We start from the raw sequence: 25,055 nt of genomic DNA on the forward strand, positions 1-25,055 counted from the left end.
CTCTTTAGTTTCCTATATAATACCACATACAAAGATTTCATTAAAATAACCTATATAGAAAAAAGCACAACCGCCAAAAGACGATTATGCTTCCTGTAATACACGTTCATCCATTGTTTCTTTGTTTCCTAATCCTAGTGTCGCTGCTGTTGAAGTGTGAACTTCACGCAGTAGATCAGGGTTCTTCATTAATGATTCCCCATAAGAAGGAATCATTTCTTTGATTTTTGCTTGCCAGCTGTTCATTTGATCTGGGAAGCATTTGCGAATAACTTCGAGCATGACGTGAACGGCCGTAGATGCACCAGGCGATGCACCAAGTAGTGCTGCAATTGAACCGTCATCTGCTGTAATGACTTCTGTTCCGAATTGGAGTGTGCCTTTTCCAGCAGGAGTATCCTTAATTACCTGAACTCGTTGGCCAGCTACGATTAAATCCCAGTCCTCAGATTTGGCATTTGGAATAAACTCGCGAAGTTCTTCCATCCGCTGTTCCTTGGATAATAGGACCTGCTGTATTAAGTACTTTGTCAATGGTATCTCTTTTACGCCTGCTGCAAGCATCGTTAAAAGATTATCCGGTTTGACGGAAGTAACCAAGTCTAAATTCGAGCCTGTTTTTAGGAACTTCGGTGTGAAGCCTGCAAATGGACCGAATAGCAATGATTTTTGATTATTTATAAAACGAGTGTCTAAATGTGGTACTGACATTGGCGGTGCTCCGACCTTTGCTTTCCCGTACACTTTTGCGTGATGCTGGGCGACGACGTCTGGATTGTTACATACCATAAATAGTCCACTTACAGGAAAGCCACCAATATGCTCCCCTTCTGGTATCCCAGTTTTTTGGAGTAAATGAAGGCTTCCTCCGCCTCCGCCGATGAAGACAAACTTGGCTGTATGGCGCTCGCTTATGCCCGTTTCTTCGTTCTTCACCTTCAACTCCCACAAACCTTCGGCAGTGCGGCTAATATTCTTCACACAATAGTGATAGTTAAGTTCTACATTTTGACTTTCTAAGTAGTCAAATAGCATACGTGTTAAAGCGCCAAAGTTCACGTCGGTTCCAGAATCGATTTTCGTTGCGGCAATTGGCTCGCCAGATTCACGATCGTGCATGATGAGTGGAATCCATTCTAACAGCTTGTCCGGATCGTCGGAAAATTCCATGCCTTCGAAAAGTGGATTGTTTGACAGTGCTTTAAAGCGATTTTTTAAAAAAGTGACATTATCTTCCCCTTGGACAAAGCTCATATGAGGCAATTGTCGGATAAAGTCTTCTGGATTATGTATTAGCTTACTTTTCACAAGATAAGACCAGAATTGCATCGATTCCTGGAATTGTTCATTGATATTGATTGCTTTTGAAATATCAATGGTGCCATCTGGTTTTTCGACTGTGTAATTTAGTTCACAAAGTGCGGCATGACCAGTCCCTGCATTGTTCCATTCGTTGGAGCTTTCTTCTCCTGGACTTGCGAGTTTCTCAAATACAGTAATGTTCAAGTTCGGTGCTAGTTCTTTGAGCATCGTTCCCAATGTTGCACTCATGATTCCGGCACCAATTAAGATAACGTCTGTCTTCGTTTCTCCGTTGATCATTTCTACCATCCCTATACATCTAGAATTAGCAGATCGATGTAAGCGCTCCCCTTTATGCGCCGTTACAAGCTAGTCCGAAAACTAGCTGTACATCTGGTCTGTGTCTATTACTATCTTCTATAGTTTATCAGAATTTTTTCTAGATTAAAATATTTATTTACTATTATAATAGTTCAATTACTTTCTATCTCGTTAAAAGGGATTTGTTTATCAATGAGAATGAACTAAATGATTTTTTACAATAATAATGAAAGCGATGTCTTATTTCTTCCGAAAAAAGTCTTTAAATTGCCTTATATGATAAGAATCCTTGCCACTTATGACTTCAACTTAAAAGCCCATTCAATTAACGCAAGGAAGGCTCTTGACAAAGGAATATTATTCACGTGATAATGTCTATTCGATTAGAATTATTATAACCAGCTAATCATAATAAAACATGAATGATTGGTTATCAAAATTTCTGTCGATAATGATATAAAAACTATCTAGGAGGAACTTAAAAATGTCATTAATCGGAAAAGAAGTAGTATCATTCACAGCAAATGCTTACCAAAATGGTGAATTCATCACTGTTTCGGATGAAAATTTCAAAGGAAAATGGAGCGTTGTTTGCTTCTATCCAGCAGACTTCACTTTCGTATGCCCTACTGAGCTTGAAGATTTACAAAACCAATATGCAACACTAAAGGATCTTGGAGTAGAAGTATATTCTGTTTCTACAGATACTCATTTTACTCACAAAGCTTGGCATGATCATTCAGATGCAATCGGTAAAATTGAATACATAATGATTGGTGACCCTTCTCAAAAGATCACTCGTGGATTCGACGTTCTTGATGAAGAAGAAGGTCTTGCACAACGCGGTACTTTCATCATCGATCCAGACGGTATCGTTCAAGCAATGGAAATCAATGCTGATGGAATTGGCCGTGACGCTAGCACATTAGTAAACAAAATCAAAGCTGCACAATATGTTCGTAACAATCCAGGTGAAGTTTGCCCTGCTAAATGGCAAGAAGGTGCTGCAACTCTTAAGCCAAGCCTTGATCTTGTAGGAAAGATTTAAGGAGTAGGTTCGATGTTATTAGATGCAGATATTAAAGCACAGTTAGCCCAATATCTTCAGATGATGGAGGGTGACATCTTACTTAAGGTGAGCGCAGGAGAAGATCAAGTCTCTCGTGAAATGCTTGAATTAGTAGATGAATTAGCAACGATGTCTTCTCACATTAAAGTAGAGAAGACAACTTTAGAAAGAACACCTAGCTTTAGTGTGAACCGTATCGGTGAAGATACTGGCGTTGTTTTTGCTGGTGTTCCTCTTGGTCACGAATTCACTTCCCTTGTGCTTGCCCTTCTTCAAGTAAGTGGTCGTACACCTAAAGTGGATCAAAAAGTGATTGATCAAGTGAAAAAGGTTAAAGGTGACTATCACTTCGAATCTTATATTAGCTTGAGCTGTCATAACTGTCCGGATGTTGTTCAGGCGCTTAACGTGATGAGCGTTTTAAACCCGAACATCCGCCATACGATGATTGATGGGGCTGCTTTTAAAGAAGAAGTCGATAGCAAAGAAATCATGGCTGTACCAACTGTTTTCCTAAACGGAGAATCTTTCGGTAGCGGTCGTATGTCTCTTGAAGAGATCTTAGCAAAACTAGGTACAGGTCCGGATGCTTCTGAGTTTGCTGAAAAGGATCCATTTGATGTGCTTGTAATTGGTGGAGGTCCTGCTGGTGCTAGTGCGGCTGTTTATGCAGCTCGTAAAGGTATCCGTACTGGGATTGTCGCTGAACGTTTTGGCGGTCAAATCATGGATACACTTGGCATCGAGAACTTCATCAGTGTAAAACACACTGAAGGTCCTAAGCTTGCTGCTAGTCTTGAAGAGCATGTGAAAGAGTATGATATTGATGTCATGAATCTACAACGTGCGAAGAGCCTAGAGAAGAAAGATCTTGTTGAGGTTGAGCTTGAAAATGGTGCTGTTCTTAAGAGTAAAACGGTTATCCTTTCTACTGGTGCTCGCTGGCGTAATGTTGGCGTTCCTGGTGAAGCTGAGTTCAAGAACAAAGGTGTAGCTTACTGCCCTCATTGTGATGGTCCTCTATTCGAAGGCAAACGCGTTGCTGTTATCGGTGGCGGAAACTCTGGAATTGAAGCAGCTATCGATTTGGCTGGGATTGTGAAACATGTCACAGTAATCGAATTTGCTCCTGAGTTAAAGGCAGACTCTGTTTTACAAGAGCGTCTATTCAGTCTTCCAAACGTAACCGTGATCATGAACGCGGCGACAACTGAGATCACGGGAACTGATAAAGTTAATGGTATTTCTTATCAGGATCGTGCAACTGGTGAAGTTCATCATGTGGAGCTTGAAGGTGTGTTCGTTCAAATCGGTCTTGTGCCAAACACGGACTGGTTAGGCGATACAATCGAAAAGACTCGTATGGGTGAAATCATTGTTGATAAACACGGCTCTACTAGCATCCCTGGTGTCTTTGCAGCGGGTGACTGTACGGATAGTGCTTATAAACAAATCATTATTTCGATGGGTTCAGGTGCAACTGCAGCATTGGGTGCATTTGATTACTTGATTCGAAACTAATTTTTCTACACTAAAACGCATGGATCAATCATATCCATGCGTTTTGTGTTAGGGTGAAATATTCAGTTCAGGCACTTATTTTTACGTTTCGCCTTTTTAATAAGAAACATCTACAACCGTACTATTTTCAATCAATTTTCCGTTATGAGTTAAGATTCCATGATTATTTGAATTTAATGTCACTTTAATTTCGTTTTTTCCTAGCTTCAGAGTTCCTAAATTATAATATCTTCCATATATTCGATTAACTTTCTCACCATTTATATATAAATGAGCATGTCCTTCATTATAACTTGGAAGATTAGCCCCTACCATTTTAGGGTTAAATTTAAATCTCTCTGTTTGAACTTCTAATAGCCAAGTATCAGATTGATCTTGAGTAACAAATATTTTTACGGAAGGAACATCATATCCTTCAGGTATTTCTACAAAGCCATGATCAGTATGTGATGAATTGGCAGAAAAGTGTTGTTCTCCACTTTGATATGTAAAATAAAAAAAGAAGAGTAAAAATGGGAAGAAAAAAATCAAAAAACTTCTGAGCTTTTCCATTTATTAGTCCCCCCTACGCATTCGTTTCAAGTCGTTTGATCAGAATACCGATAATAAATAGAAAGAAACCAATTACTAAAAATGCTAAGTCATATACTAAGGGGTTTTCTGCTAAGGGTTTTACACGATGCACTTGTAATATGTGATGGTTAATAATTCCTTCTACTAAATTGAACGTTCCACCACCTACAAATATACCTCCTAAAAAAATCTTCCAACTACTTCCTAACTTATTGTGCCTAGAATCCTGAAAGATCTTCACTCCGCCCCAAATTAGTAGCGCAGAAAATAAACTCGTAAATAACCCATCGGTAAAAATCTCTAGTTTTATATTAGGGCTGAGAATCATATGGTGCCATTGCAATAACTGATGAAATAAGATCCCATCGATCGCTCCGAGTAAACCTAATCCAAGAATCAATCCAGAGGTAAATAGATTTTTGTTTTCTTTTTTCAAGCAAATACACCCTCTACAAGGATTTCATAGTATCTCAATTAGTTCCCAAATAACGTATGAATTATACTAACTATTTACACAATAGTTGTTTTCTACTTGTTTAACATTACATAAGAAAACAAATAAAGGCACCTCAATGAGGAGCCCTTCAAAAGAATTGAAATGTTATGGGTGAAAGAGTTATCCAAAATATATCCAGCCTACCGTATATGTGTGAATTGGGCTTCCGATTGTATAAGGGCTATACATTAATTTTGTATTAATTTGGTTCTTTTCAGGCAGTACACTAGTTCCATGATTTCAATTGTTGATAAGGTAGTTCTTTCACTACTCTCCCTTTTCTCCCGGTTGTAGTATTTGCACAACTTAAAGAGTTTAGGATTGCCTCTTCCGTTGCCTCAGCTGCAGCAGTAAAAAGAAAATTCATGACAGGGTTGTCTTCTCTTAACTGAATGAATGACTCCTTGTGATCTTCTGAGAAATGTAGAATCGTCTGGGCTGTTGAAAAAGCAATGACAATATCTCCACTGCCGTGACTCATGTGACTACCCGTTCTCCCTAAACCAATCCCACATCTTTTGGCCATTCTTTGTAGCTGCCGTTCATTGAGTGGAGCATCCGTAGCGAGAACGATTATGATGGAACCATCTGTTTGCGAATCCGTAATTTCGGGTTCCGCCGTTTTCGTTTGAATAAAACGATTATAAGTTTCCAATTCCTCTGTTTTACCAAAATTACTTAATACTAGACAACCAACTGTGTAGCTTTCCTCCGCTCCATCAATTTGTACGATTCTTGAAGAACAACCAATTCCACCTTTATAACCGAAACAAACCATTCCAGTACCTGCACCTACTGCCCCTTCCTCAGCTTTCTCAGTTGAAGCTTTCTGAATTGCCTCTTTCGCATGCTCAGGCTTGACCGGCATCAAGCGAATCGAATTTAAATAACTATCATTACATTCTCCTACGACGATATTTACGGTACCAGTTGTTTCGCCTATTTCAGGACTTTGTTCTAGCAAGTACTCTAGCGTACCTTGTGTTACAGCTGGTACTCCAAAAGTATTCGTCAACATGATTGGTGACTCCAATTGTCCTAATTCGTTCACTTGAACGAGCCCTGTCGTTTTTCCAAAGCCATTAAAGACATAACTTGTTGCAACTACCTTCTCTCGAAAGATATTCCCTCCATGTGGGAGAATGGCTGTTACACCTGTACAAGCCCATTCGTTTTTATCTTCAGTAAGTGGATAATGAAGAGTGACATGACCGACACGGACTCCTTTTACATCAGTTATGCAATTGTTCGCACCAGTTGGTAGTTGTCCGACATTTAAGCCTAATTCTCTTATTTTCTTTCTAGACATTGGAAATCACCTCTCAGATATGTTTGCTCTTAAACTTGTATCGGTTAGTTTTAAAACTACCTATTTAATTTTAACGATTATTTTCCCTTTTGCCCTACCTGTTTCCGCATATTCCATCGCTTTTTGAGCATCTTCAAAAAGAAAAACTCTATCTATTACGGGCTTAATTTTACCGGCCTCTATAAAGTTTGCTATCGTACTTAATTGCTCTCCACTTGGTTTCATGAACAAAAATGAATATTGAACATTGTGCTTTTTTTCAAGTGCAGTAAGTTTACTACTTGCTAGAGAAAACAACATCTGTTTTAAAAATCCTGAACCATATTCTTTAGCAAAACGAGCATTGGGCAGACCAGATACAGAAACTATTTTTCCACCATCTCTTAAAACCTCGAAAGATCTTTCTAGGTTCTTTCCCCCGAGTGTATCAAATACTGCATCATAATTTCTCAATTTATCTTCAAAGTTTTCAACTTTATAATTAATAATTTCATCTGCTCCAAGAGATTCTACTAATTTTGTCCCAGCTTCACTTGTTGTTGTTGCTACGGTTGCCCCCATTAATTTTGCCAGTTGAATTGCGAAGGTACCAACACCACCGGCTCCTGCTTGAATGAAAATTTTTTGACCTTTTTTTAATCGAATGATGTCATGAAATGTTTGATAGGAAGTTAATCCCACCAAAGGGATAGATGCCGCTTCCTCAAAGCTTAAATTGTTCGGTTTCAAAGCAATGTCATCTTCATGAATGGCGATGTTTTCTGAAAAAGTACCGATCTTATTCTTACGTGGACGGCCATATATTTCATCACCAACTTTGAAACGAGTCACTTTTGAACCTACCTTAACAATCACTCCAGAAAAATCATTTCCAAGGATCAGAGGCATTTTATAATTAAGAAGCATTTTCACTTTGCCATCGCGTATTTTAAAATCAATCGGGTTTATACTTGCTGCATGAATTTCTGCAAGTACCTCATATTCATCAATTTTAGGTGTTGGGATTTCTGTCATACGCATTGGGAATTTCCCGTAGCGCTCTATAATCATTGCTTTCATTCCTTATTCCTCCGAATTTAATTCTATTTTTTCAATAAAAGTCCTTCATAAATTTTTCAATATCTAACACAAGAGTCTTTAACAGCTCAAACTTTGTACGAACATTTATATAGTAAAAGTTTTTCGTTCCTTCTTTACGCATCAATATAACCCCTGCTTCTCGCAATATTTTAAGATGATGTGATACAGCCGGTCTGGAAAGATGTGTTTGTTCAGTGATTTCACCAACTCGTAATCCTGTTTGACAATCTGTTCCCATTAAAACTAACAAGATTGATTGACGGGTTTCATCACCAATCGCCAAAAGTACTTTTTGAGCATTTAAAAAATCTTCTTTGATCATATTTAAGTGTTCCTGTTTATTCATAATCCATAACCTCCCGCAATTAGTTGATTCGTTTAAGTTGATGAACCAAAGGGCTGAATACTAGAATATACGATGATTGTATACGCCGCAATATTGAGAAAGAAAATCGAGACCAATCAGTTATTAGAAATGATTACATCTCTCAATTTTTTAGAAATACTACCCAAAATATAAAAAGCGACGCTCCTTTAAGCATCGCTGAGTATTCAGATCTGTTTATTTTCTGATTGCTTTGACAAATAAAAGATTACTGTAAAATGGGTATTTTCATGGATGAAATTATGGTTTTACAGCATCGACTATCAATGATGGAAACACTAGTTTTTCTCCTTGATTTCGAGGATCATACTTTTTGGAACGAAAAATGACTCCATCTACTCCATCCCATTCGTTTTGATAAAATATCCCATCTTCATTACAATACTCTAACAACTTAACCTCAAATCCAGCCGTTTCAAACAATTGCGTCAACAACTTATAATTATAAACTATTTTATGACTAGAAGCTGGATGCTCAATAGGTCCCGGTCCACCTACCTTAATGATCTTTTGGTAATCTTCATCAGGAAAATAACCATCTGGTACGGCACAACGAATATAGCCTGAAGGTTTTAGAAATTCGTAACAGATTTTTGCTGCCTTTAAACCTTCTTCATATGTAAGGTGCTCCCATACGTGTTCTGCCAAAATAGCTGTAATCGAATGTTTATTAAACCTCTTCTGCCACGTATTTTCTTCTAATAGGTTTAATTCGTCTTCCTGAGTATGTATCCATCCAGGATTATTCACATATTCGCCTGCGCCGATAACCAACTTGATTTCATCATTTATAAATTCTTTCATAAAAGACAGCGCTCCCTCGAATATTTTTAATAACCCATAACGTAAAAAGCCTCCTATATAATAGAAGGCTGCTTATGACATCCATGCATCCAGTGCTGTTTTAACACTTGAAAATGTGATTAAGGAAGAAAAATCGGTTCCAATCTGAACCATTTTTTGAGCCAACTCAGGTCTAAGTCCAGTTAAAATCATTTGGATTCCTAATAGTTTTAACACTTCATTCATACGAAATACGAAGGTGGTGACTTCTGTGTCCACTGTATAGATCCCAGAACAGTCCAAAATAAGGGTAGTAACATCCATACCTCCGATTTTTGGTACCGTATATTCAAGTAAATGTTCTGTGCGGTCAAGGTCGATAGAGCCGATTAAAGGAAGAACGGCTACTCCGTTTCGTAATGGAACCACAGGTGAAGCAAGTTCAAGTAATTCTTTTTTAATCCGATTGTGTTTGTCGCTATTATAGCGGTCATAGGCAATAATGGAATCTGCTAAGCTAATATCTAGTACATAATTAAATCGTCCAATTATAAAGAAACATTCCTTTATTGAAAGGTTCATCTCTTCCATTATCTCCATGAGCTTCTTTTGGAAAAAGAGTCTGAACGCTGGATACGGCGCGACCAAACTTGACACTTTATCGAGCATAAAGGTCGCTTCTTCAACATATATCTTATGCCATTCGCTAAATTCTTTCGAAACCATTTCTTCTGTCTCAATCTCCATGGCTTTTCCAAGGAAAGATACAAACTCCGTCTGGTACTTCAGGTTTCTGTCTATGACTGCTTGAGGAACCTCGAAAGGCAATGCATTCAGGCTGTAATCAAGTAGTTGTCTAGCGATGTTTTCTGCATTATGTATTAAGGATTTACTGAACTCAGTTTTGTTTGTCATCGTTTCCTCCTTAACCCTAGAATTTTCTATATATGTATTATTATAATATTGCTGCGTAAAAAAATCGCAGTTCTTTTAACAAAACTATCCAATTTATAATTAATAGATATTAAGCCATTTCATCTAAAGTGTATAATCTCACTATATTATTCGTATCCTCTTCTTCATATTCACTTATAAATTCCATTCGCGAGTTTTCAAGAATTCTTACGGAAGGCATGTTGTTCTTTTCAACAATAGCGTTGACCCTATCTACAGCTAAACTATCCCTCAATTGGAGCATTGAAACACCTAATTAAAATGAGTTTATTTTATACTATTACAAATGAACATGGACGCATCTTGGTTCATAAAGATACGATTTCCGTAATGGAATGTCTTTATATCCGTTGATTTGAATCCAACCTCGGATAATCTATCCTTTAGTTCTTCATGTAAAAAACCGTTATGTACTTTCGGATGACTGACTTTATCATTTTTGTCAAAATCAATAATAATGAGCTTGCCACCATCATTTAAAATATTGAACAATTCCTGTAGAATTTTTGTAGTTTCGGGAATATGAAGAAGGACTAGCGACATCAAAACGATATCTGCCTTAAGTTCAGGCGTTTCTTGTGAAAAATCTGAATGGAGCACTTTTACGTTAGTAAGTCCTCTTTGTGAAATTTTAGCTTCAGCAACTTTCAACATTTGTTCAGATGAATCCACCAATAGAATGGATTCTAGTAAATCTGATAACTCTAAGCTCACTAAACCAGTACCACTGCCATAGTCGATTAAAGATTTTGATTTACTATTTTCTAATTCTGGTCTTACTTCCTGAACGATTACTTTCGCTATTTCCATTCTTTCTGCTGTATCATATCTTTTTGCCAACTCTTCAAAAACATTGTTCTCCATAATTCACTTCCTGTTTTTAATTAATGTCATTTTGAACATTATAACAAAGTTAACATTTTAAGGCATACTTTCCTCAACTTACATAAGAAAAACGTCCCTATCTCAAATAGGAACGTAAATGACATCTCTACTATATGATGATATCTATTGCCTTCAAACGATTTTTTTCACTCTAAAATTCCCAAATTATTCATTAACCAGTATTTCTATAACTTTCTTAGCTTTTTTAACAGCTTCTGACTCCTTGGGCTCCCATACGCAGGTAGTAAGTGCTTTCCATAGAGCCCATCCCCTTGCTCTGTCTTCTGTATCTTTATCTAATCCAATTGTGTTCAAAAAAATATCTCTACTTTTATCCTCAAAAAATGTCCAAGCCATGGCAAGATCTGCCGCTGGGTCCCCTACTGCCATAACTCCAAAGTCAATGACTGCTGATAATCTACCATTCGTTACAAGAAGATTGCCAGGAGCAACATCCCCGTGTATCCAGACAGGTTCATTCATCCACTTAGTTGATAATGCTCTATCCCAAATTTTAAGACACTTTTCCCGGTCTACTAAATTCCCTAGAGTATCAAGAGAAGATAAAGCCCATTCATTGAATTTAAATTCGGTTAATGGACACCCTCGATAATAATTATGGATACCCCCAAAAGGACCTTCACTCGCATCGATAGACTGTAACTCTACTAAAAATTCTCCTAATTCTCTTGCAAATTGATTTATATCAACTATATTTTCATGAGTCACTGTCTCACCCTCTAGCCATTTGTAAATGGACCAAGGGTATGGATAATCCTTATTAGGTTTACCTTTGGCAAGTGGTTTAGAAATGGGTAGCGAAAGATGCTTGGATAACACTGGTAGCCATCTATGTTCTTTTTCAACTTGAGAGACATACCCATCACCACTTGGCAATCTTACACTCATATATTCCCCTAAATGAAAAGTTCTGTTGTCGTGACCGCCATTTTCAACTGGCTTTATTTCTAAATTGGACCATTCTGGAAATTGTTCTTTCATTAAACTTTGAACTAAATCAACGTTGATATTTACCATGTCTTTGATTACCCCCTTAGGACAGTTTGGAATTAGATTTAAAGCTTCTGATAAATTTTTTAAATTTTCTGTTTTATTTTATCATACTTTTCCATTAACCTGTTTCGTTTTTTCCATACCAAAAAGGCGTTGAACACTATAGTGATCAACGCCTCATTTTGTTACCTAGTATGCTTATCAAAAATCCAATCGAAATCCGCGCTAGTAATTAACCTTATAATATTTCGATATATCCTTCTGTTCCATTAACACGGATTCGCTGCCCATCTTGTATCAATTTGGTTGCATTTTCTACTCCGACAACAGCTGGCAGACCATATTCCCGTGCGATAACCGCACCGTGGGTCATTAGCCCACCGACTTCAGTGACAAGACCTTTTACGGAAACAAATAATGGTGTCCAACTTGGGTCCGTGAAGGCAGTTACTAAAATATCTCCATCTTCAAAATTAGCATCTTCCATATTTAAAATAACACGAGCACGTCCTTCGATTACACCGGTAGAAACGGCTAGTCCTGCTAATGCTTCAGCTGGAAGATTTTCTCGTTCATACTTACCGAAGAGCCTTTCACCTTCAGAAGTTAGTACACGTGGCGGAGTCAGTTTTTCATATCCTTTGTAATCGTCTTTTCGTTTGGTGATAATCGCGTAATCCAACTCATTTGTTTGTACAACATCACGAAGTTCTTCGAAAGTAAGATAGTAGATATCTTCTTTTTCAAGTAAAACACCCGCATGTACCAGTCGTTCAGCTTCTTTCAGCAATGCCTGCTTATAAACAAAGTAGCGATTAATGTAGCCGTACTTTGGATATTCACGATACCCGATGAAATTCCTGATACGATCGATCATGCGTTTTGTCTCATTTGCCTTTTCTTCACCATCCGGCAATTGTTTCAATCGATCTAATAATTCCTGTTCTTTTTTCAACGCCTCCTGTTTGCCTTGTTCAAATTTCAACTTACCGGCACCATGCTCAAAGTTTTTAATATTACTAAGAATCATCGGGACAAGCGTAATTGGTTTTTCGCTCCAACGAGTTTTCGTAATATCGATCTCTCCGCTGCAACGCATTCCATATTTATTAAGAAAAGCAATTATTGCGTCATGAGCCTCCTGTCCGCCATGAAGCTTAACTATTTTCTCCAAAAAGTTTTCATCTTTTACATTTTGTAAATACTCAATGACTTGTTGATAAGGACGAATCACATCTGCTACATCCATTAATGCTAGACCCATTTCCGACGTAATATTGTTCGGTACAGATTGTGAAAGAATATCTGCTGCATTTGTTTCACCTAACCACTCATTCATTTTTTCATTGATCCAATGTGTAGCATTTATAGCAGTCATAAATACAGCTGTACTTTGTGGATCAAATAGAATCTTTCTTAATTCCTGAATATCTTCAAGGATAATATCAAATAAATCGGTTCCTGATTTTGATTGAATGTTTTGTTTTAGCTCTTCTATCGAAGTTTGGCTTTTCTTAATCAAATCAGAAACGATTGTTGGATTGTTTTCGATTTGTGTCGCACATCTGTGTTATTAATGTTAGCACTCGGTGCTTTTTGAGCAACTGGTTTCGTTTCTATAAAATCTCGTTCGATGATGGCCATGAGGGCATCCTTCATAAGAGGATCGTGTTGTCCCATATTATTTACTAATATATTTCTAGTGATAGGTGAAGCCAACATCGGTGTAACATCCACAAACAACCATCCACCCGCTTTACGCATAGGTGCAGGAGTGATTAATAGGTGAAAAGCCAGTCCCAATGGTTTTATCGGATCGGTCATCATTTGTTGATGTCCAACTGATACATAGACATGATTTTCCTCGTCGTTCGCTTCAGGAATCGGAAAAAGAGTAGTGATCGGACGACTCTGGACAATGTAAAATGTATTGTCTACTAGACACCATTCGATATCCTGCGGACTACCAAAATAGGCCTCAATCTGTCTTCCTAATCGCGCTAATTGTAAAATTTGTTCGGCGGACAGTGTTTGTGACTGTTGCTGTTCGGAATCTAGTGCCCGAGTCTCTGTACCGCCTTCTTTTCGTCCATAGATAGCCAATTTTTTCGTCGCGATCATCTTATCGACAATGGTATCTTCCTTGACTTTGTAATTATCGGCAGAAACTAAGCCTGAGACCAACGCTTCTCCAAGTCCAAAACTAGCATCGATTGAAAGTACTTTTCGGTTAGAGGTAATCGGATCAGCCGTAAATAAAATTCCGGATGCTTGTGGGAAAACCATTTTTTGAACAATAACAGATAGGTAAACTTGACTGTGGTTAAACGCGTTCTGTATACGGTAAATGACGGCACGCTCTGTAAAAAGAGAAGCCCAACATTTTTTTAGATGGTGTAGGATCGCGTCAACGCCAAGAATATTTAAATAAGTGTCTTGTTGGCCCGCAAAAGAAGCATGAGGTAAGTCTTCAGCCGTTGCACTAGACCGGACGGCATAAGCATGTTCCTCGCCAAACTGAGTAAGATAGTAAGTTACTTCTTTTTCCACATCCACAGGAATGGTGACTTCCATTAGGATTTGACGTATCTTACTGCTTATTTCGCCAATCTGTTCTCTGTCTTCCGTTTTTAAAGATTCGAGTTGATTTAATAAAGCATGATACATTTCGTTTTGTTCGATTGCTTTTTGAAAACCGACTGTTGTTACACAAAATCCTTCAGGTACGTGTATTCCTTCGATTTTTGACAATTCACCTAGATTTAAACCTTTTCCGCCAACGAGCCCAAGCTGCGTTTTATCCATTTCTTCAAATCCAATAACCAAAGAACCCATTCCACATCGCTCCTATCCCTTTATGCTCTATTGATTCTAACAGCAGTAAATGTGAATAAACAGTCTATAATGCGTATTTCTCATGTGCTATAATTAAAGTAGGAAGTGTACTTATAAGATTCATCTTGACGTTTTTCACCCCTCATTATGATGTCTATTCTGTCCAGATTTCCCAACAAAAAAGCACTAACCCATATTGGATTAATGCTCTTAGTTCAATAGAAACCCTTGAAATGAAACGAAAATAGCAAACAGACAAACGGCTATAGATAAAATACCAAATCCTCTTCGTCCTTTTTTGAATTCTTCTATCCCTATTATCAATATAAATAACCCCATAAAAAAAGTCATAACTGGTTGAAACTCAAAATTCTTCGTAATCAATCCATAACTTGCTAAAGACAAAGTAATGACACCAAAAATGATTTTCAAAGGTTTGAACATATGAACCCCCTACTTTACGATAATTTAATAGACTCTTACATACTAGGATTCTTTTTAGCGTTAATTTTCACAAAACCCAATATCAATAATGCAGCAAGAATCTTGACGATTATATTCGCTAGTATGGAGTTATCAACTGTTGTACCTAATAAAATGCTACCTGGTATCAAAAGTAGAAGAAAACTAAATATAAATTTCATCTTTTTCCCTCACTGATCAATCTTTTTGTTTTCAGTACACCTAAATCTATGGAAGTCTCTATATACCCGACGATCTGATCAAAGGTAAAGACATGAAGTGGTTCATCTAAAGCTTCCTTATCATACTCCAAATCCTCTAATGCGAACCGAGTGAAATTTTCAACATCCTTGGACTTAACCTCTTCTAAATCTAACACTTTCGAAAAGTTACTTAGTATATTTCTAAATTCATCTGAAAACCCATAGTACTCTAATAATTTTCCATTGAGTAATCGAAAATCTTGATGATATAGCTTATATAAGCCTTCGTCAGCATCCATTCTGTTTCTTAACCAAGAAAGATTAAACCCTCTTAGCCAAATATCATCGGCTATTAAATGAGTATAGTAGCCTAAAAGATAAGGATGTTCTTCATCCGAATCATATTTATGTAAAAAAACATTATAATCAACACTTCTTGTATAATCCTCTACTTCACCTATAAAAAAATGAGATGCATTTTTCTCTTCAAATGAAAAGACAGCATCAGGAGCTATGCTTCCGAGTAAAAATGATGTCTTATCTTCTATTGATAAAGCATCTGCTATTTTCTTTCCGATAATTAAATGCATGATTCTTGAACCCAAAATCCCAACCCCCTCTTTCAATATTTTAACAGAATTTTCTATTTCATGCAGAACTTTGTAAATGAAAAGAGCGCAAATCAACTTACTGATTTGTGCTCTTTATAACTTTATTTGGACCGACTATGGAAATCTTCCTCAATTCCCTTCTTCCAGTTGCGATCAATCTTACTCTCTTTACGAAAATTCGTAACGGCTTCATTCAGAACTTCATAGTTTAGCTGAGTTCCTTTTTCATCGGCATGATAATCAACTGCATAATCTTCACTAATACCGAAATGAGCCGCGGTTGTTACAGCATCAATATTCGCTCCGAGAAAAATAAACTGCCAGCCATCCTTCTCTTTATGGTGCTCAATCATCTTTTTGATTTTCGTTGCATTGTATTCCTTACTGGAATTCTCCATACCATCAGTGGTGATGACAAAAAGTACTTTTTCAGCACGTTCTTCCTCTTTCGTTTTCTTCTGGACGTTGGCGATTTTTTGAATCGAAAATCCAATAGCATCGAACAACGCTGTTGTACCTGATACCTCATAGTCTTCTTCCGCTATTGGAGAAATGCCTTTGATGTTGATACGGTCATGCAATAATTCATAATCGTGGTTGAAGATAACCGTGGTTACAACAGCTTCCCCTTCAGCTCCTTGCTGTTTTTTTAGCATGGAATTATAACCACCTATGGTATCGCCCTCAAGGCCCGCCATCGAACCACTCTTGTCTAAAATAAATACTAATTCTGTTAAATCTTTCTTCATCTCTAATGTCCTCCATTCGTATGTTTATGAACTAAGGATAGCAAGATGAAGATTTGGATTGGTCGCTTTGAAAGCGACATTTTTTTATGCGCCTAACAACGGTTGGTCAAAGGAGAATAAGGCTTCGTTAATTTGATGGATGTTGTAGCTTCGCTCTTTAATAAAATATTCGATGATTACGTCAAATTTGCTACTACGTGAAAGTGTGTAGCCCGCTGTAGACAGTAAATCATTGGTTTCGCTAACGTCCAGTTCTAGGGCAATCGCAAATGCAATAACTGTCTTCTTTTTGGGCATATAATCGTCATCAGATCTAATTTTAGAAAAGAGCCTACGATCAATGTTCGCGCGTTTATATGTCTCGACATCCGTCATGTTCTTTTCATCAATCAATCGAAGTAACCGTTGGGAAAAAGTTTCCTCTAAATCTTCCATGATGTCTACTAAGCTGTACTTACTTTCAGATGGAGCTTCATTAAAGACTATCTGTTCTTCCCGAAGGCGATGGAAGTGAATTTCTAATTCTTCCACATAGTTTTCATCGATATATTCATTGATGGAAGCAAAAAGCTGTTTACTAAGGCCAAACGATTTTTTATCAAAAACAACGAGATAGACCTTCATATCCGAACTCATAAGGAACTGGCTAATGGTTGAAACAGCAATTTGCAAGGCATCTTCCTTCGGATAACCGTATATCCCAGTTGAGATGAGTGGAAATGCGACTGATTCACATTCATTCTTTTTTGCAAGCTCTAGTGAATTGATGTAGGAAGCCTTAAGTAGATCGGCTTCGTGTTGAGTTCCTCCGTTCCAAACGGGACCGGAAGTATGAATGATGTATTTCGCCGGAAGCTTAAATCCTTCTGTGATTACTGCATCTCCTACTGGACAATGACCAATTGCATCACAGGCTTTTTGAAGTTTCTCTCTTCCTGCTGCTTGAAAAATTGCTCCACAAACACCACCGCCCATTTTCAATTGGGTATTCGCTGCGTTCACGATTGCATCTACCTGCATTTTCGTTATATCATTCCGGACAATTTCGAGTGGCATAAGGATGCTCCTGTCGTTTTTCTTTTATGATAAACGAAAAACGAATGATAGAACACTGAATTGAATCTCATACATAAAGTTTAAGTTTTCTTTAAACTAGTTAAACTAATAAAATACAATATATTGAGTTGGTATAATTAACCATTCTTCATCGTAAATATGGTAAAATAGGGGGTGAGGAGATGATTCATTTGTTACCAGAACAGATTGAAAAAATTGCTGAAGAAGCTAGCAAAAATTTTGATCCGAAAGTTAATCATTTAATTCAAAGGATAGTCGAATCTGATGGTTCTATTACTTTTCCGTCCGAAGAATTAATTTTCAAAGTGGTAATAGATTTGTTAAAAAAACATACCCAAGTATTTACTCTGGATGGTTTAGAGCTTCAGAATAAAGAGGCAATTAGTACCTTTTTATGTGTCCTGGACAATATTCTTATTGCCGACCAGATAAAAAAAGCCCATGAACTAGTAAAACAAGAATTCCCGAATAGCAGACTTAAATTAGAGCTTCGTCCTGATCCGGAAAATGGTGAAGATGTCCTGTATTTTCTTATTCAATCCCTATCTGACCTTGACAAAGATATTGAATCTCTAAACTCAATATACGATGAAATTACTTTGAGTGAAAGATTTATTGTAAATCTTGATTTTTCATTATGATATTTGATTTTAATGAGTATATCTATCAAGCGGAAGAATGGGTTAAAAGGAATGAAGAAGCTTATAAACGCTCTGCAGTAAGTCGTGCTTATTATGGGGCATTTATCCTTACGAGAAAATATCTTAAATCTACCGGTAACCTACCGAAAAAATTTAACGGTAATTCTCATGAAGAAATTTGGAATGCATTGTCAAAGTTAGGTCCTAAGGAAAAAATCATTGCAAACATAGGAAAATCTCTTAAGAATATGAGAAAGCAAGCTGACTATCAAGAAATTATACATGAAAATCTTTCACCTTGGTCTCAACTTGCTGTCTATCAAGCAAGATCAATCGTTACGCGTTTAACTGCTTTAGATAAATAGTATTTTCTGAACAGTTTACTTTCACCTGTGTTTTATTTTGGTCTGTACCTATTTCAGACTATGCCTTCTCAAATGACAAACCACTGCTGGAAACCTATCGTTCTCCTTCTTCATTTTGCGAAAAAATACAACCTGCTTCCCTTTTACAATCACATATTCTAGTAGATACTGATGGCAATCTATATATATATGGGTTAAGGAACAAAAAGGACAGATCTGTTTAGAAATTTTTTTGTCTCATAAGTTTTCTAGGAGTTTATAATAGATACAATTCGTTTTCAAGAAAGGAAAATAGGAATATGAATCAGTTTCAACTCATTTGTTCGCTCCCAACCTATACGACTGTTGATTCAGCCATTCGACTTCCGATATGTGGAAATTATGATTATTGGACTGCACTAATTCAATATTTTTTACCAAAGGCAGATACAATTGAAATTCATTGTTGGAATGATGAAATAGAGACTATAAAAGATGTTGAAGTTCTATTTGAGGAAAAAAAATATGAGGAGAACTTAACGATTTTCAGAGGAGAAAACGATTCTGTTCTTACGGATTATCTCTTGAAGGAACACCTGAATCGTTTTGGAGAGTTCAAATGGTTTACGCTTAATTTGTATTTGAATATAGCTTCTGTGTTTCATTCAGGTCACTGGAGCACCGAATTATATGTCCCTAATGCAACTGAAGGAGATATCTCATTTATCAAAAGTGTCATGCCTGCTGAAGCTATATTTGACCTATATTAGCCTGACCCCAATTGATTGGAAGTCAGGCTATTCTCATCTATTTCGTTAATGTCTTATTAAAAGCGTTCGCCAGTCCTTTACCCGCTTTTTCAAGAGCATCTTTCCCAAAGTCAATCACTTGGGACATGCTGACAAATCCATGAATCGTTCCGTCAAAACGAATGCATTCCACTTCAACACCCGCTTCTTTTAACTTTTCAGCATAGGCTTCCCCTTCATCACGTAATGGATCATATTCAGCAGTGATAACAATGGCCGGTGGAAGTCCTGTAAGATCTTCAAAAAACATAGGTGTCACCAGTGGACTTTGTTTCTCTTCTTTATTGTTTAAATAGCAATTCATAAACCAATCCATCAACCCTGACGTGAGAAAATATCCTTCTCCATTTTCCACACTGGAAACCGTTGGCGTATCCACACCTGCTGCAGTACTTGGGTAAAATAACACTTGATAACACAGGGCTGGACCATTATCCTGTTTCGCGAGATTCGTCACAACTGCTGATAAGGTCGCTCCAGCACTATCGCCTCCTATAGCGATTCGTGCAGGGTCAATTTGAAATTCTTCTGCATGATCATGAACATATTGAACAGAAGCGTAGGCATCCTCGACTGCGGCCGGAAATTTATGCTCAGGCGCAAGTCGATAATCAACAGAAATCGTCACACAGTTCGCATGGTTCGTTAAAGCGCGGCAGACACTATCATGGGAATCAAGATCCCCGATTACCCATCCTCCTCCATGGAAATAGACAAGTCCAGGATGGCTTGATTGTAATTCCTTTGGATAATAGACGCGTACTGGAAGGTCCCCGGCAGGACCAGGAATCGTACGGTTTTCTACTTTGCCGACTGGTTCGGCATCTTGATTTCTTGGTAATGATTGTGAGGCCCTAAGTTGTTCAGCGGTTAACGTTTCAAGAGGTGGCAATTCTACAGCGTTGATTTGATCCAATACAAATTTTGATTTTGGCTCAAGTGGCATTCTCATCGCCTTCCTTTTTCGTGGAATTTTCTAAAAATAAATACGAGACCGACCTTTTCTCCCCCCTTTAAAAAGAACGGAGCCTACTAATAAATCTCCAAGTAAGCTCCAGTTCTCCGTGAAAGTATGTACTTGCTATTAAAATACGACTTTATGAAAGCGTTGTCAATTATAATGATATTCGTCTTAACCTCGATTATATGACTTGTATTTTCTTGGCGATATAATACAATTTAATCAAGTCAAAATACAAGAGTGATTCAATTGAATACAAAACGACAATTCGTTTATTTTATAGCAGTAGTCCTTGTAATTATTTTAGGACTGGCGTCTAGGAAATACAGCAATTTCCTCCCCACATTTCTAGCCGAAAATGCAGGCGACACACTTTGGGCGATGATGGTCTATTTCGGCTTCCGCTTACTTTTTGTAGGTAAAAGAATTCTTACAGCTGTGTCTCTAAGCTTTTTATTCAGTTTCGGTATCGAATTCAGTCAACTCTATCAGGCAGACTGGATTAATCAACTTCGAGCAACCATTCTTGGAGCATTGATACTAGGCAAAGGATTTCTACTTGTCGATTTGATTCGCTATACCGTGGGAATTGTGCTTGCTGCATTTTTAGATAAACTCTCCTTAAAGTACAATAACTAAACACGGTCCTCTAAATATCAAAAGACCTGCCTCTATGTATATGAGACAGGTCTTAAGAAATTCTTAGAAACTACTATTCCGAATCACTAAATCCGTTGCGATGTAAATTTTTTTGGAGATTTTTCGACCCGACAATCTTTCGAGCAATGTATCAACTGCTGTCTCTCCCATGACTTCTGTATACACCTTAACCGTAGACAACGGCGGAAAGACGTATTTAGACACACTAAGGTCATCAACTCCAATAACGCTTACTCTTTCCGGTACTGCGATTCCCTCTTCATGTAGCGCTCGTAATGCGCCGATTGCCAATAAATCGTTGGCTGCAAAAAAAGCAGTTGGCAGACTCTCTCCTAATTCTTTGATCGCCTTTTTCATTAAGCTAAAGCCATCATCAACGGAAAAGGAACCGATATGGAGATGTCTTTCATCATACATTCCAGCATCGATCATATATGCTTTATACGTTTTCTCGCGCATATCCTCGATTGTCGCTGTTTGGTCCTTAAAGGTTTCTCGACCACCGAGGTAACCGATCCTTTTATGGCCATTCTTCACAAAATGATGTAAAACGTTTTTCGTTACTTTTTCAAAATCAATGATGATTGCATCAAATCGATCCTCATCAGGATTGGAGTCGACAAAAACAACATGGCTTGTAATCGAAGTCAATTCTTCGACCTGTTGATGGCTGAACTTCCCAACCGCAATGATACCCTGTAAGTCCTCCGATTTAATCGCTTCAATATTATTATAGTAATTCAATACCTGAACATCCTGTTGCTCACAACGCTGTTCGATCCCTAAACGAATCGACATATAATACAGGTCGTTTAACTCTTCTTTTTCCGTATACCAATGAATAATCCCAATTTTCGTGGTAGCTGTTTTCTTTAATGATTTCTTCTTATAAGACAATTCTTCTGCGATTTCAAAAATTCTTTTTCGCGTATCATCTGACACGGATAGACTGGAATCATAGTTTAAAACCCGTGATACGGTTGCAATTGAGACACCGGCTTTTTCTGCGATATCTTTAATGGTAGCCATTTCTGTCTCCTTTCGATTAAATTACACCAAATCTATATTTCGTTATTGCGTTATATTGTTTTTCTTTTTCAAGAACAATCGTAGGAAAATGAGGGTGATGAATCGCATCCGGAAGACCTTGTGTTTCCAGACAAATTCCGAGATACGGTTGAGCTTGTACCCCTCTAATTTTGAAATCACCTTGTAATTGATTACTCGTATAAATAACCACGCCAGGCTGATTCGTTTCAACGATTAACATTCTACCTGATTCTTGGTCTTCTAGTAAAATTTCTTGATCCTGGTTAGCGTCTAATACGAATGGGTGATCATAGCCTTTTCCCGCTAAAAGATTTTGCGGATACTCTGTACGCGTGCCTTCTCGGATTTTTTGCCCATTTTGAAAATCGAATGGTGTACCAGCAACATCCGCTAAGTCACCAGTTGGAAGTAGTTGTTCATTTATTGGTAAAAACTTTTCGCACTTTAACGTTAAGGTATGGTCTAATATATCTCGTTTAATGTCACCAGAAAGATTGAAGTACGAATGGTTCGTACAATTTAAGATGGTTTTCTTATCTGAAAGACCAGTTATGTGTATCGTGAATTCATTTTCGTTATTTAGTAAATATTTTACCGACATCTTCAAAGTGCCTGGATAGCCACCTTCACCATCTTGGCTAACATAGGTAAATTCGACACCCTTTGTGTCCTGCTCTTCAATAATGGCCGCATCCCATATAACTCGATTGAATCCATGGAACCCTCCATGCAAATGATTGCTATTTTCATTCTGTTCGAGGGTGTACGTTTCGCCATCTAGTTCGAATTGAGCACCAGTGATTCGTCCAGCTACACGACCAATAATAGCACCAAAATAAGCACGTTCATTCAGATACTCTTCAATGGTATCATAGCCAAGCACGACATTTTCAAGCTTCCCTTCACGGTCAGGAACCATGATATCTGTGATGATGCAGCCATAATTGATGAATTTGACCGTCATACCATGATTGTTTGTAATGGTATAAGATTCTACCCTTCGGTTATCGATTTCTCCAAAAATCGTTTTGGTTACATTCATTTGTATCCGTCCTTTCAGAGCTTGTTAAGTGATTACGCTGTTTGATTGACAAGAATAGTCTCTTTTCTGGGAATCTTATCAATCAAAACCGATTATCCAATCAGATGTTCTTTGAACTACCCCCACCTAAAAATCCAATTGGATTTTTGAGGAAGGGGATTCCTAAAAAGGCTACTAAAGAGTTTAGTAGACCATCGCCCGTTCAACTAGGCAATGGGTTTTCTACTTCTCACCTTTGACAAACCTTTTGCCTCCAAGTCTGAAAGAGCCCCTTGAGGAAAGAGTTGATTCATCGAGTCAATCTTGTCGCAGGCGAAAAGTTCTATCCGATAGAACGCGTGTTTACGAACATCGGATAGGCATGATGAAACCCACTTCCACTGCGCCCAGTGATGTAGACCTGCTATCTTCTCTGGTAACAGGGAATGCAACACTGGTGGAAGCGTTTCTTTGAAACCCATTGCACGTCGTGCAATCACATAAGAAGCAGCTTGATGAATCGAAATTCCCAATCGCTTCATGTATTTGATTTTGCCAATTTGGGAGGTATAAGCGGAATTCACATCAAACACGGCTACACCCATTTTCTCTGCCCGGTTTTTAATGGCAGAAATCATTTTATTGTACGCAAATTGACTCATCGCTTTATTGGCTTTTCTATTGCCGTATGGATGAGAACCTTTTGATTGGGTGGTATTTAACTTTTCCAAAGCAATAGGTTTATTCAACTTCATCGCTAAATCAACAATAACTACTGCTTTGTTTTCAATGATTTTTGTGATTTGTTCAGATGTTTTTCCTTCCAAACCGAAAGAAAACACACCTGATTTTATCAGTTGACCTTTTGCATTAATATTGGACCATGCGATGTGGTCTACATTTAAATCCAGACCTAATAAGCCGTCTGCCCGACTATGATTTTTATGAGGATTCTCTGGCACATCGACTATGCATTTGAAAATATAATAGTCCCCATGGTCTTCGACAGACCATGCAATGGGTTTGCCGTATTTCTTTTTGTTTTTGCAGTTCATCTGTGTTTCAATTGCATGATTAACCTGTTCTTGACCATGTGGAAATGCAAGATTTTCAATCTTTATCTGAGTCCCATTCGTAGTCTTGAAATTAAGTTCTCTCGTCTCTGGAATATAACAAAACACGAAATTGCCGACTTTGGCATCTTTTCGGCCAATAATGGTCATTTGATGATAGCGAGCTTGTTCCCAATCTTTTCGCCATTGTTGATGGTCGTTTTGATAATTTTCTATGGTGTGTTGAGCCTTGAATAACTTCTTCGTGCCAAAAACTACACTGTTACTATTATTTTTCAAACTTCTTATCTGTTTTTGCAACCTATCTATTCTGAATTCCAATCTACCTAATCTATTTTTGAAATGAGCGATTTGAACATCTAAATAGACATGTTCAAATTGGTAAGCATGATAGTATATGTCAGATCTAAATTTAAATTTCACCACAAAAAAATGTCCAACTTGTTGTTCTCTGGAGGTTTGATTGAATTTTGGAATTCCGTTTACAAAAGATTGTTTTATTTTTAAAAGAGTCGTTAAATGCCATTTGGTTGATTTCATTTTCTTTTTAACCGAAGTGATTTGAACTTCTTTGTTTTCGATATACATTTTTTTAAGTTCATTTTGAGATTTGATTAGGGCGTTCGCTTCTTGAATAGCACTACCTGCATAATGATCATTCAATTGAAACCGTTCCTTTACAGTAAGGTGCAAAGATTTTTCCCTTTTCGATTCACTAGACCGTTTTTCTAATACTTGTGTTTGAAATGCGAAGTGTTTAGAACGACTGAACAAAAGAAGGGTATGAGAAATAGAGTCGTTATATTTTTCAGGTAATGTATTTTTGTATACACGAGTAGAAAAATAGGTTTTCCTCATTTCTCAACC

Annotated in this window: 24 protein-coding genes and 1 pseudogene; 6 read left to right on the forward strand and 19 right to left on the reverse strand. The window is 37.5% G+C overall.

Features of this window, described 5'->3' with window-relative positions; all coding sequences use genetic code 11:
- Positions 1-84: 84 nt before the first annotated feature.
- Positions 85-1,602, reverse strand: a complete 1,518-nt coding sequence (gene mqo, locus FAR12_RS07005) for a malate dehydrogenase (quinone) (protein ID WP_126407727.1) — start codon at positions 1,600-1,602, stop codon at positions 85-87.
- Positions 1,603-2,107: 505 nt separating this feature from the next.
- Here mqo and ahpC point away from each other — a divergent pair.
- Complete coding sequence (gene ahpC, locus FAR12_RS07010; protein ID WP_126407729.1) at positions 2,108-2,671, forward strand: alkyl hydroperoxide reductase subunit C; 564 nt, start codon at positions 2,108-2,110, stop codon at positions 2,669-2,671.
- A 12-nt stretch (positions 2,672-2,683) separates the two neighbouring features.
- Positions 2,684-4,213, forward strand: a complete 1,530-nt coding sequence (ahpF, locus tag FAR12_RS07015) for an alkyl hydroperoxide reductase subunit F (protein ID WP_126407731.1) — start codon at positions 2,684-2,686, stop codon at positions 4,211-4,213.
- Between the two features lie 96 nt (positions 4,214-4,309).
- On the opposite strand, the gene FAR12_RS07020 is transcribed toward ahpF, so the two are convergent.
- From FAR12_RS07020 to FAR12_RS07085, 14 genes and pseudogenes are all read right to left on the reverse strand, one after another.
- Positions 4,310-4,765 carry a hypothetical protein gene (locus FAR12_RS07020; protein ID WP_126407733.1) on the reverse strand — a complete coding sequence of 152 codons (456 nt, stop codon included), beginning with the start codon at positions 4,763-4,765 and terminating at the stop codon, positions 4,310-4,312.
- 13 nt (positions 4,766-4,778) lie between these two features.
- Entirely contained in the window at positions 4,779-5,222 is a 444-nt protein-coding gene (locus FAR12_RS07025) for a DUF2243 domain-containing protein (protein WP_170972127.1), read from the reverse strand.
- A gap of 286 nt (positions 5,223-5,508) precedes the next feature.
- Positions 5,509-6,591 carry a P1 family peptidase gene (locus FAR12_RS07030; protein ID WP_126407737.1) on the reverse strand — a complete coding sequence of 361 codons (1,083 nt, stop codon included), beginning with the start codon at positions 6,589-6,591 and terminating at the stop codon, positions 5,509-5,511.
- Positions 6,592-6,651: 60 nt separating this feature from the next.
- The gene (locus FAR12_RS07035) at positions 6,652-7,650 is read right to left on the reverse strand and encodes an NADP-dependent oxidoreductase (RefSeq protein WP_126407739.1); all 999 of its coding nucleotides are present in this window, start codon (positions 7,648-7,650) and stop codon (positions 6,652-6,654) included.
- Positions 7,651-7,681: 31 nt separating this feature from the next.
- On the reverse strand, positions 7,682-8,017 hold the full coding sequence (locus tag FAR12_RS07040; RefSeq protein ID WP_126407741.1) for an ArsR/SmtB family transcription factor: 336 nt from the start codon (positions 8,015-8,017) through the stop codon (positions 7,682-7,684).
- A gap of 279 nt (positions 8,018-8,296) precedes the next feature.
- Positions 8,297-8,860 carry a class I SAM-dependent methyltransferase gene (locus tag FAR12_RS07045; RefSeq protein WP_126407744.1) on the reverse strand — a complete coding sequence of 188 codons (564 nt, stop codon included), beginning with the start codon at positions 8,858-8,860 and terminating at the stop codon, positions 8,297-8,299.
- A gap of 72 nt (positions 8,861-8,932) precedes the next feature.
- Positions 8,933-9,754 carry an STAS domain-containing protein gene (locus tag FAR12_RS07050; RefSeq protein WP_126407746.1) on the reverse strand — a complete coding sequence of 274 codons (822 nt, stop codon included), beginning with the start codon at positions 9,752-9,754 and terminating at the stop codon, positions 8,933-8,935.
- Between the two features lie 306 nt (positions 9,755-10,060).
- Positions 10,061-10,657: a class I SAM-dependent methyltransferase gene (locus tag FAR12_RS07055; RefSeq protein WP_126407749.1), complete on the reverse strand. Its 597-nt coding sequence runs from the start codon at positions 10,655-10,657 to the stop codon at positions 10,061-10,063.
- A 186-nt stretch (positions 10,658-10,843) separates the two neighbouring features.
- Positions 10,844-11,716 carry an aminoglycoside phosphotransferase family protein gene (locus tag FAR12_RS07060; RefSeq protein WP_126407753.1) on the reverse strand — a complete coding sequence of 291 codons (873 nt, stop codon included), beginning with the start codon at positions 11,714-11,716 and terminating at the stop codon, positions 10,844-10,846.
- Between the two features lie 214 nt (positions 11,717-11,930).
- Positions 11,931-14,527: pseudogene (ppsA, locus tag FAR12_RS07065) on the reverse strand (phosphoenolpyruvate synthase).
- Positions 14,528-14,737: 210 nt separating this feature from the next.
- A complete protein-coding gene (locus FAR12_RS07070; protein ID WP_126407755.1) occupies positions 14,738-14,971 on the reverse strand; it encodes a DUF3953 domain-containing protein in 234 nt (77 codons plus the stop codon).
- 196 nt (positions 14,972-15,167) lie between these two features.
- Complete coding sequence (locus FAR12_RS07075; RefSeq protein WP_126407757.1) at positions 15,168-15,797, reverse strand: zinc dependent phospholipase C family protein; 630 nt, start codon at positions 15,795-15,797, stop codon at positions 15,168-15,170.
- A 107-nt stretch (positions 15,798-15,904) separates the two neighbouring features.
- Positions 15,905-16,552, reverse strand: a complete 648-nt coding sequence (locus tag FAR12_RS07080; protein ID WP_126407759.1) for a vWA domain-containing protein — start codon at positions 16,550-16,552, stop codon at positions 15,905-15,907.
- A gap of 84 nt (positions 16,553-16,636) precedes the next feature.
- Positions 16,637-17,608 carry a macro domain-containing protein gene (locus tag FAR12_RS07085; RefSeq protein ID WP_126407761.1) on the reverse strand — a complete coding sequence of 324 codons (972 nt, stop codon included), beginning with the start codon at positions 17,606-17,608 and terminating at the stop codon, positions 16,637-16,639.
- A 182-nt stretch (positions 17,609-17,790) separates the two neighbouring features.
- Here FAR12_RS07085 and FAR12_RS07090 point away from each other — a divergent pair, with 182 nt between their 5' ends.
- From FAR12_RS07090 to FAR12_RS07100, 3 genes are all read left to right on the forward strand, one after another.
- Entirely contained in the window at positions 17,791-18,270 is a 480-nt protein-coding gene (locus tag FAR12_RS07090) for a hypothetical protein (RefSeq protein WP_126407763.1), read from the forward strand.
- On the forward strand, positions 18,267-18,635 hold the full coding sequence (locus FAR12_RS07095) for a hypothetical protein (RefSeq protein ID WP_126407765.1): 369 nt from the start codon (positions 18,267-18,269) through the stop codon (positions 18,633-18,635). The genes FAR12_RS07090 and FAR12_RS07095 overlap by 4 nt, the downstream gene beginning before the upstream one ends.
- A gap of 299 nt (positions 18,636-18,934) precedes the next feature.
- Positions 18,935-19,384 carry a hypothetical protein gene (locus tag FAR12_RS07100; protein ID WP_126407767.1) on the forward strand — a complete coding sequence of 150 codons (450 nt, stop codon included), beginning with the start codon at positions 18,935-18,937 and terminating at the stop codon, positions 19,382-19,384.
- A gap of 37 nt (positions 19,385-19,421) precedes the next feature.
- Here the strand turns inward: FAR12_RS07100 and FAR12_RS07105 are convergent, their stop codons facing one another.
- Positions 19,422-20,369: an alpha/beta hydrolase gene (locus FAR12_RS07105; RefSeq protein WP_126407769.1), complete on the reverse strand. Its 948-nt coding sequence runs from the start codon at positions 20,367-20,369 to the stop codon at positions 19,422-19,424.
- Between the two features lie 255 nt (positions 20,370-20,624).
- On the opposite strand from FAR12_RS07105, the gene FAR12_RS07110 reads away from it, so the two are divergent.
- Positions 20,625-21,023, forward strand: coding sequence for a ribosomal maturation YjgA family protein (locus tag FAR12_RS07110; RefSeq protein ID WP_126407771.1), 399 nt, complete (start codon positions 20,625-20,627; stop codon positions 21,021-21,023).
- A 63-nt stretch (positions 21,024-21,086) separates the two neighbouring features.
- Here the strand turns inward: FAR12_RS07110 and FAR12_RS07115 are convergent, their stop codons facing one another.
- The 3 genes from FAR12_RS07115 to FAR12_RS23765 all read right to left on the reverse strand — a co-directional run bounded on the left by FAR12_RS07115 (position 21,087) and on the right by FAR12_RS23765 (position 25,046).
- Positions 21,087-22,073, reverse strand: a complete 987-nt coding sequence (locus FAR12_RS07115; protein WP_126407773.1) for a LacI family DNA-binding transcriptional regulator — start codon at positions 22,071-22,073, stop codon at positions 21,087-21,089.
- A gap of 16 nt (positions 22,074-22,089) precedes the next feature.
- Complete coding sequence (locus tag FAR12_RS07120) at positions 22,090-23,136, reverse strand: aldose epimerase family protein (RefSeq protein WP_126407775.1); 1,047 nt, start codon at positions 23,134-23,136, stop codon at positions 22,090-22,092.
- A gap of 206 nt (positions 23,137-23,342) precedes the next feature.
- Complete coding sequence (locus FAR12_RS23765) at positions 23,343-25,046, reverse strand: IS200/IS605 family accessory protein TnpB-related protein (protein WP_246010322.1); 1,704 nt, start codon at positions 25,044-25,046, stop codon at positions 23,343-23,345.
- Positions 25,047-25,055 lie beyond the last annotated feature (9 nt).

The organism is Bacillus yapensis (assembly GCF_005280205.1).
Lineage (GTDB): Bacteria > Bacillota > Bacilli > Bacillales > Cytobacillaceae > Robertmurraya > Robertmurraya yapensis.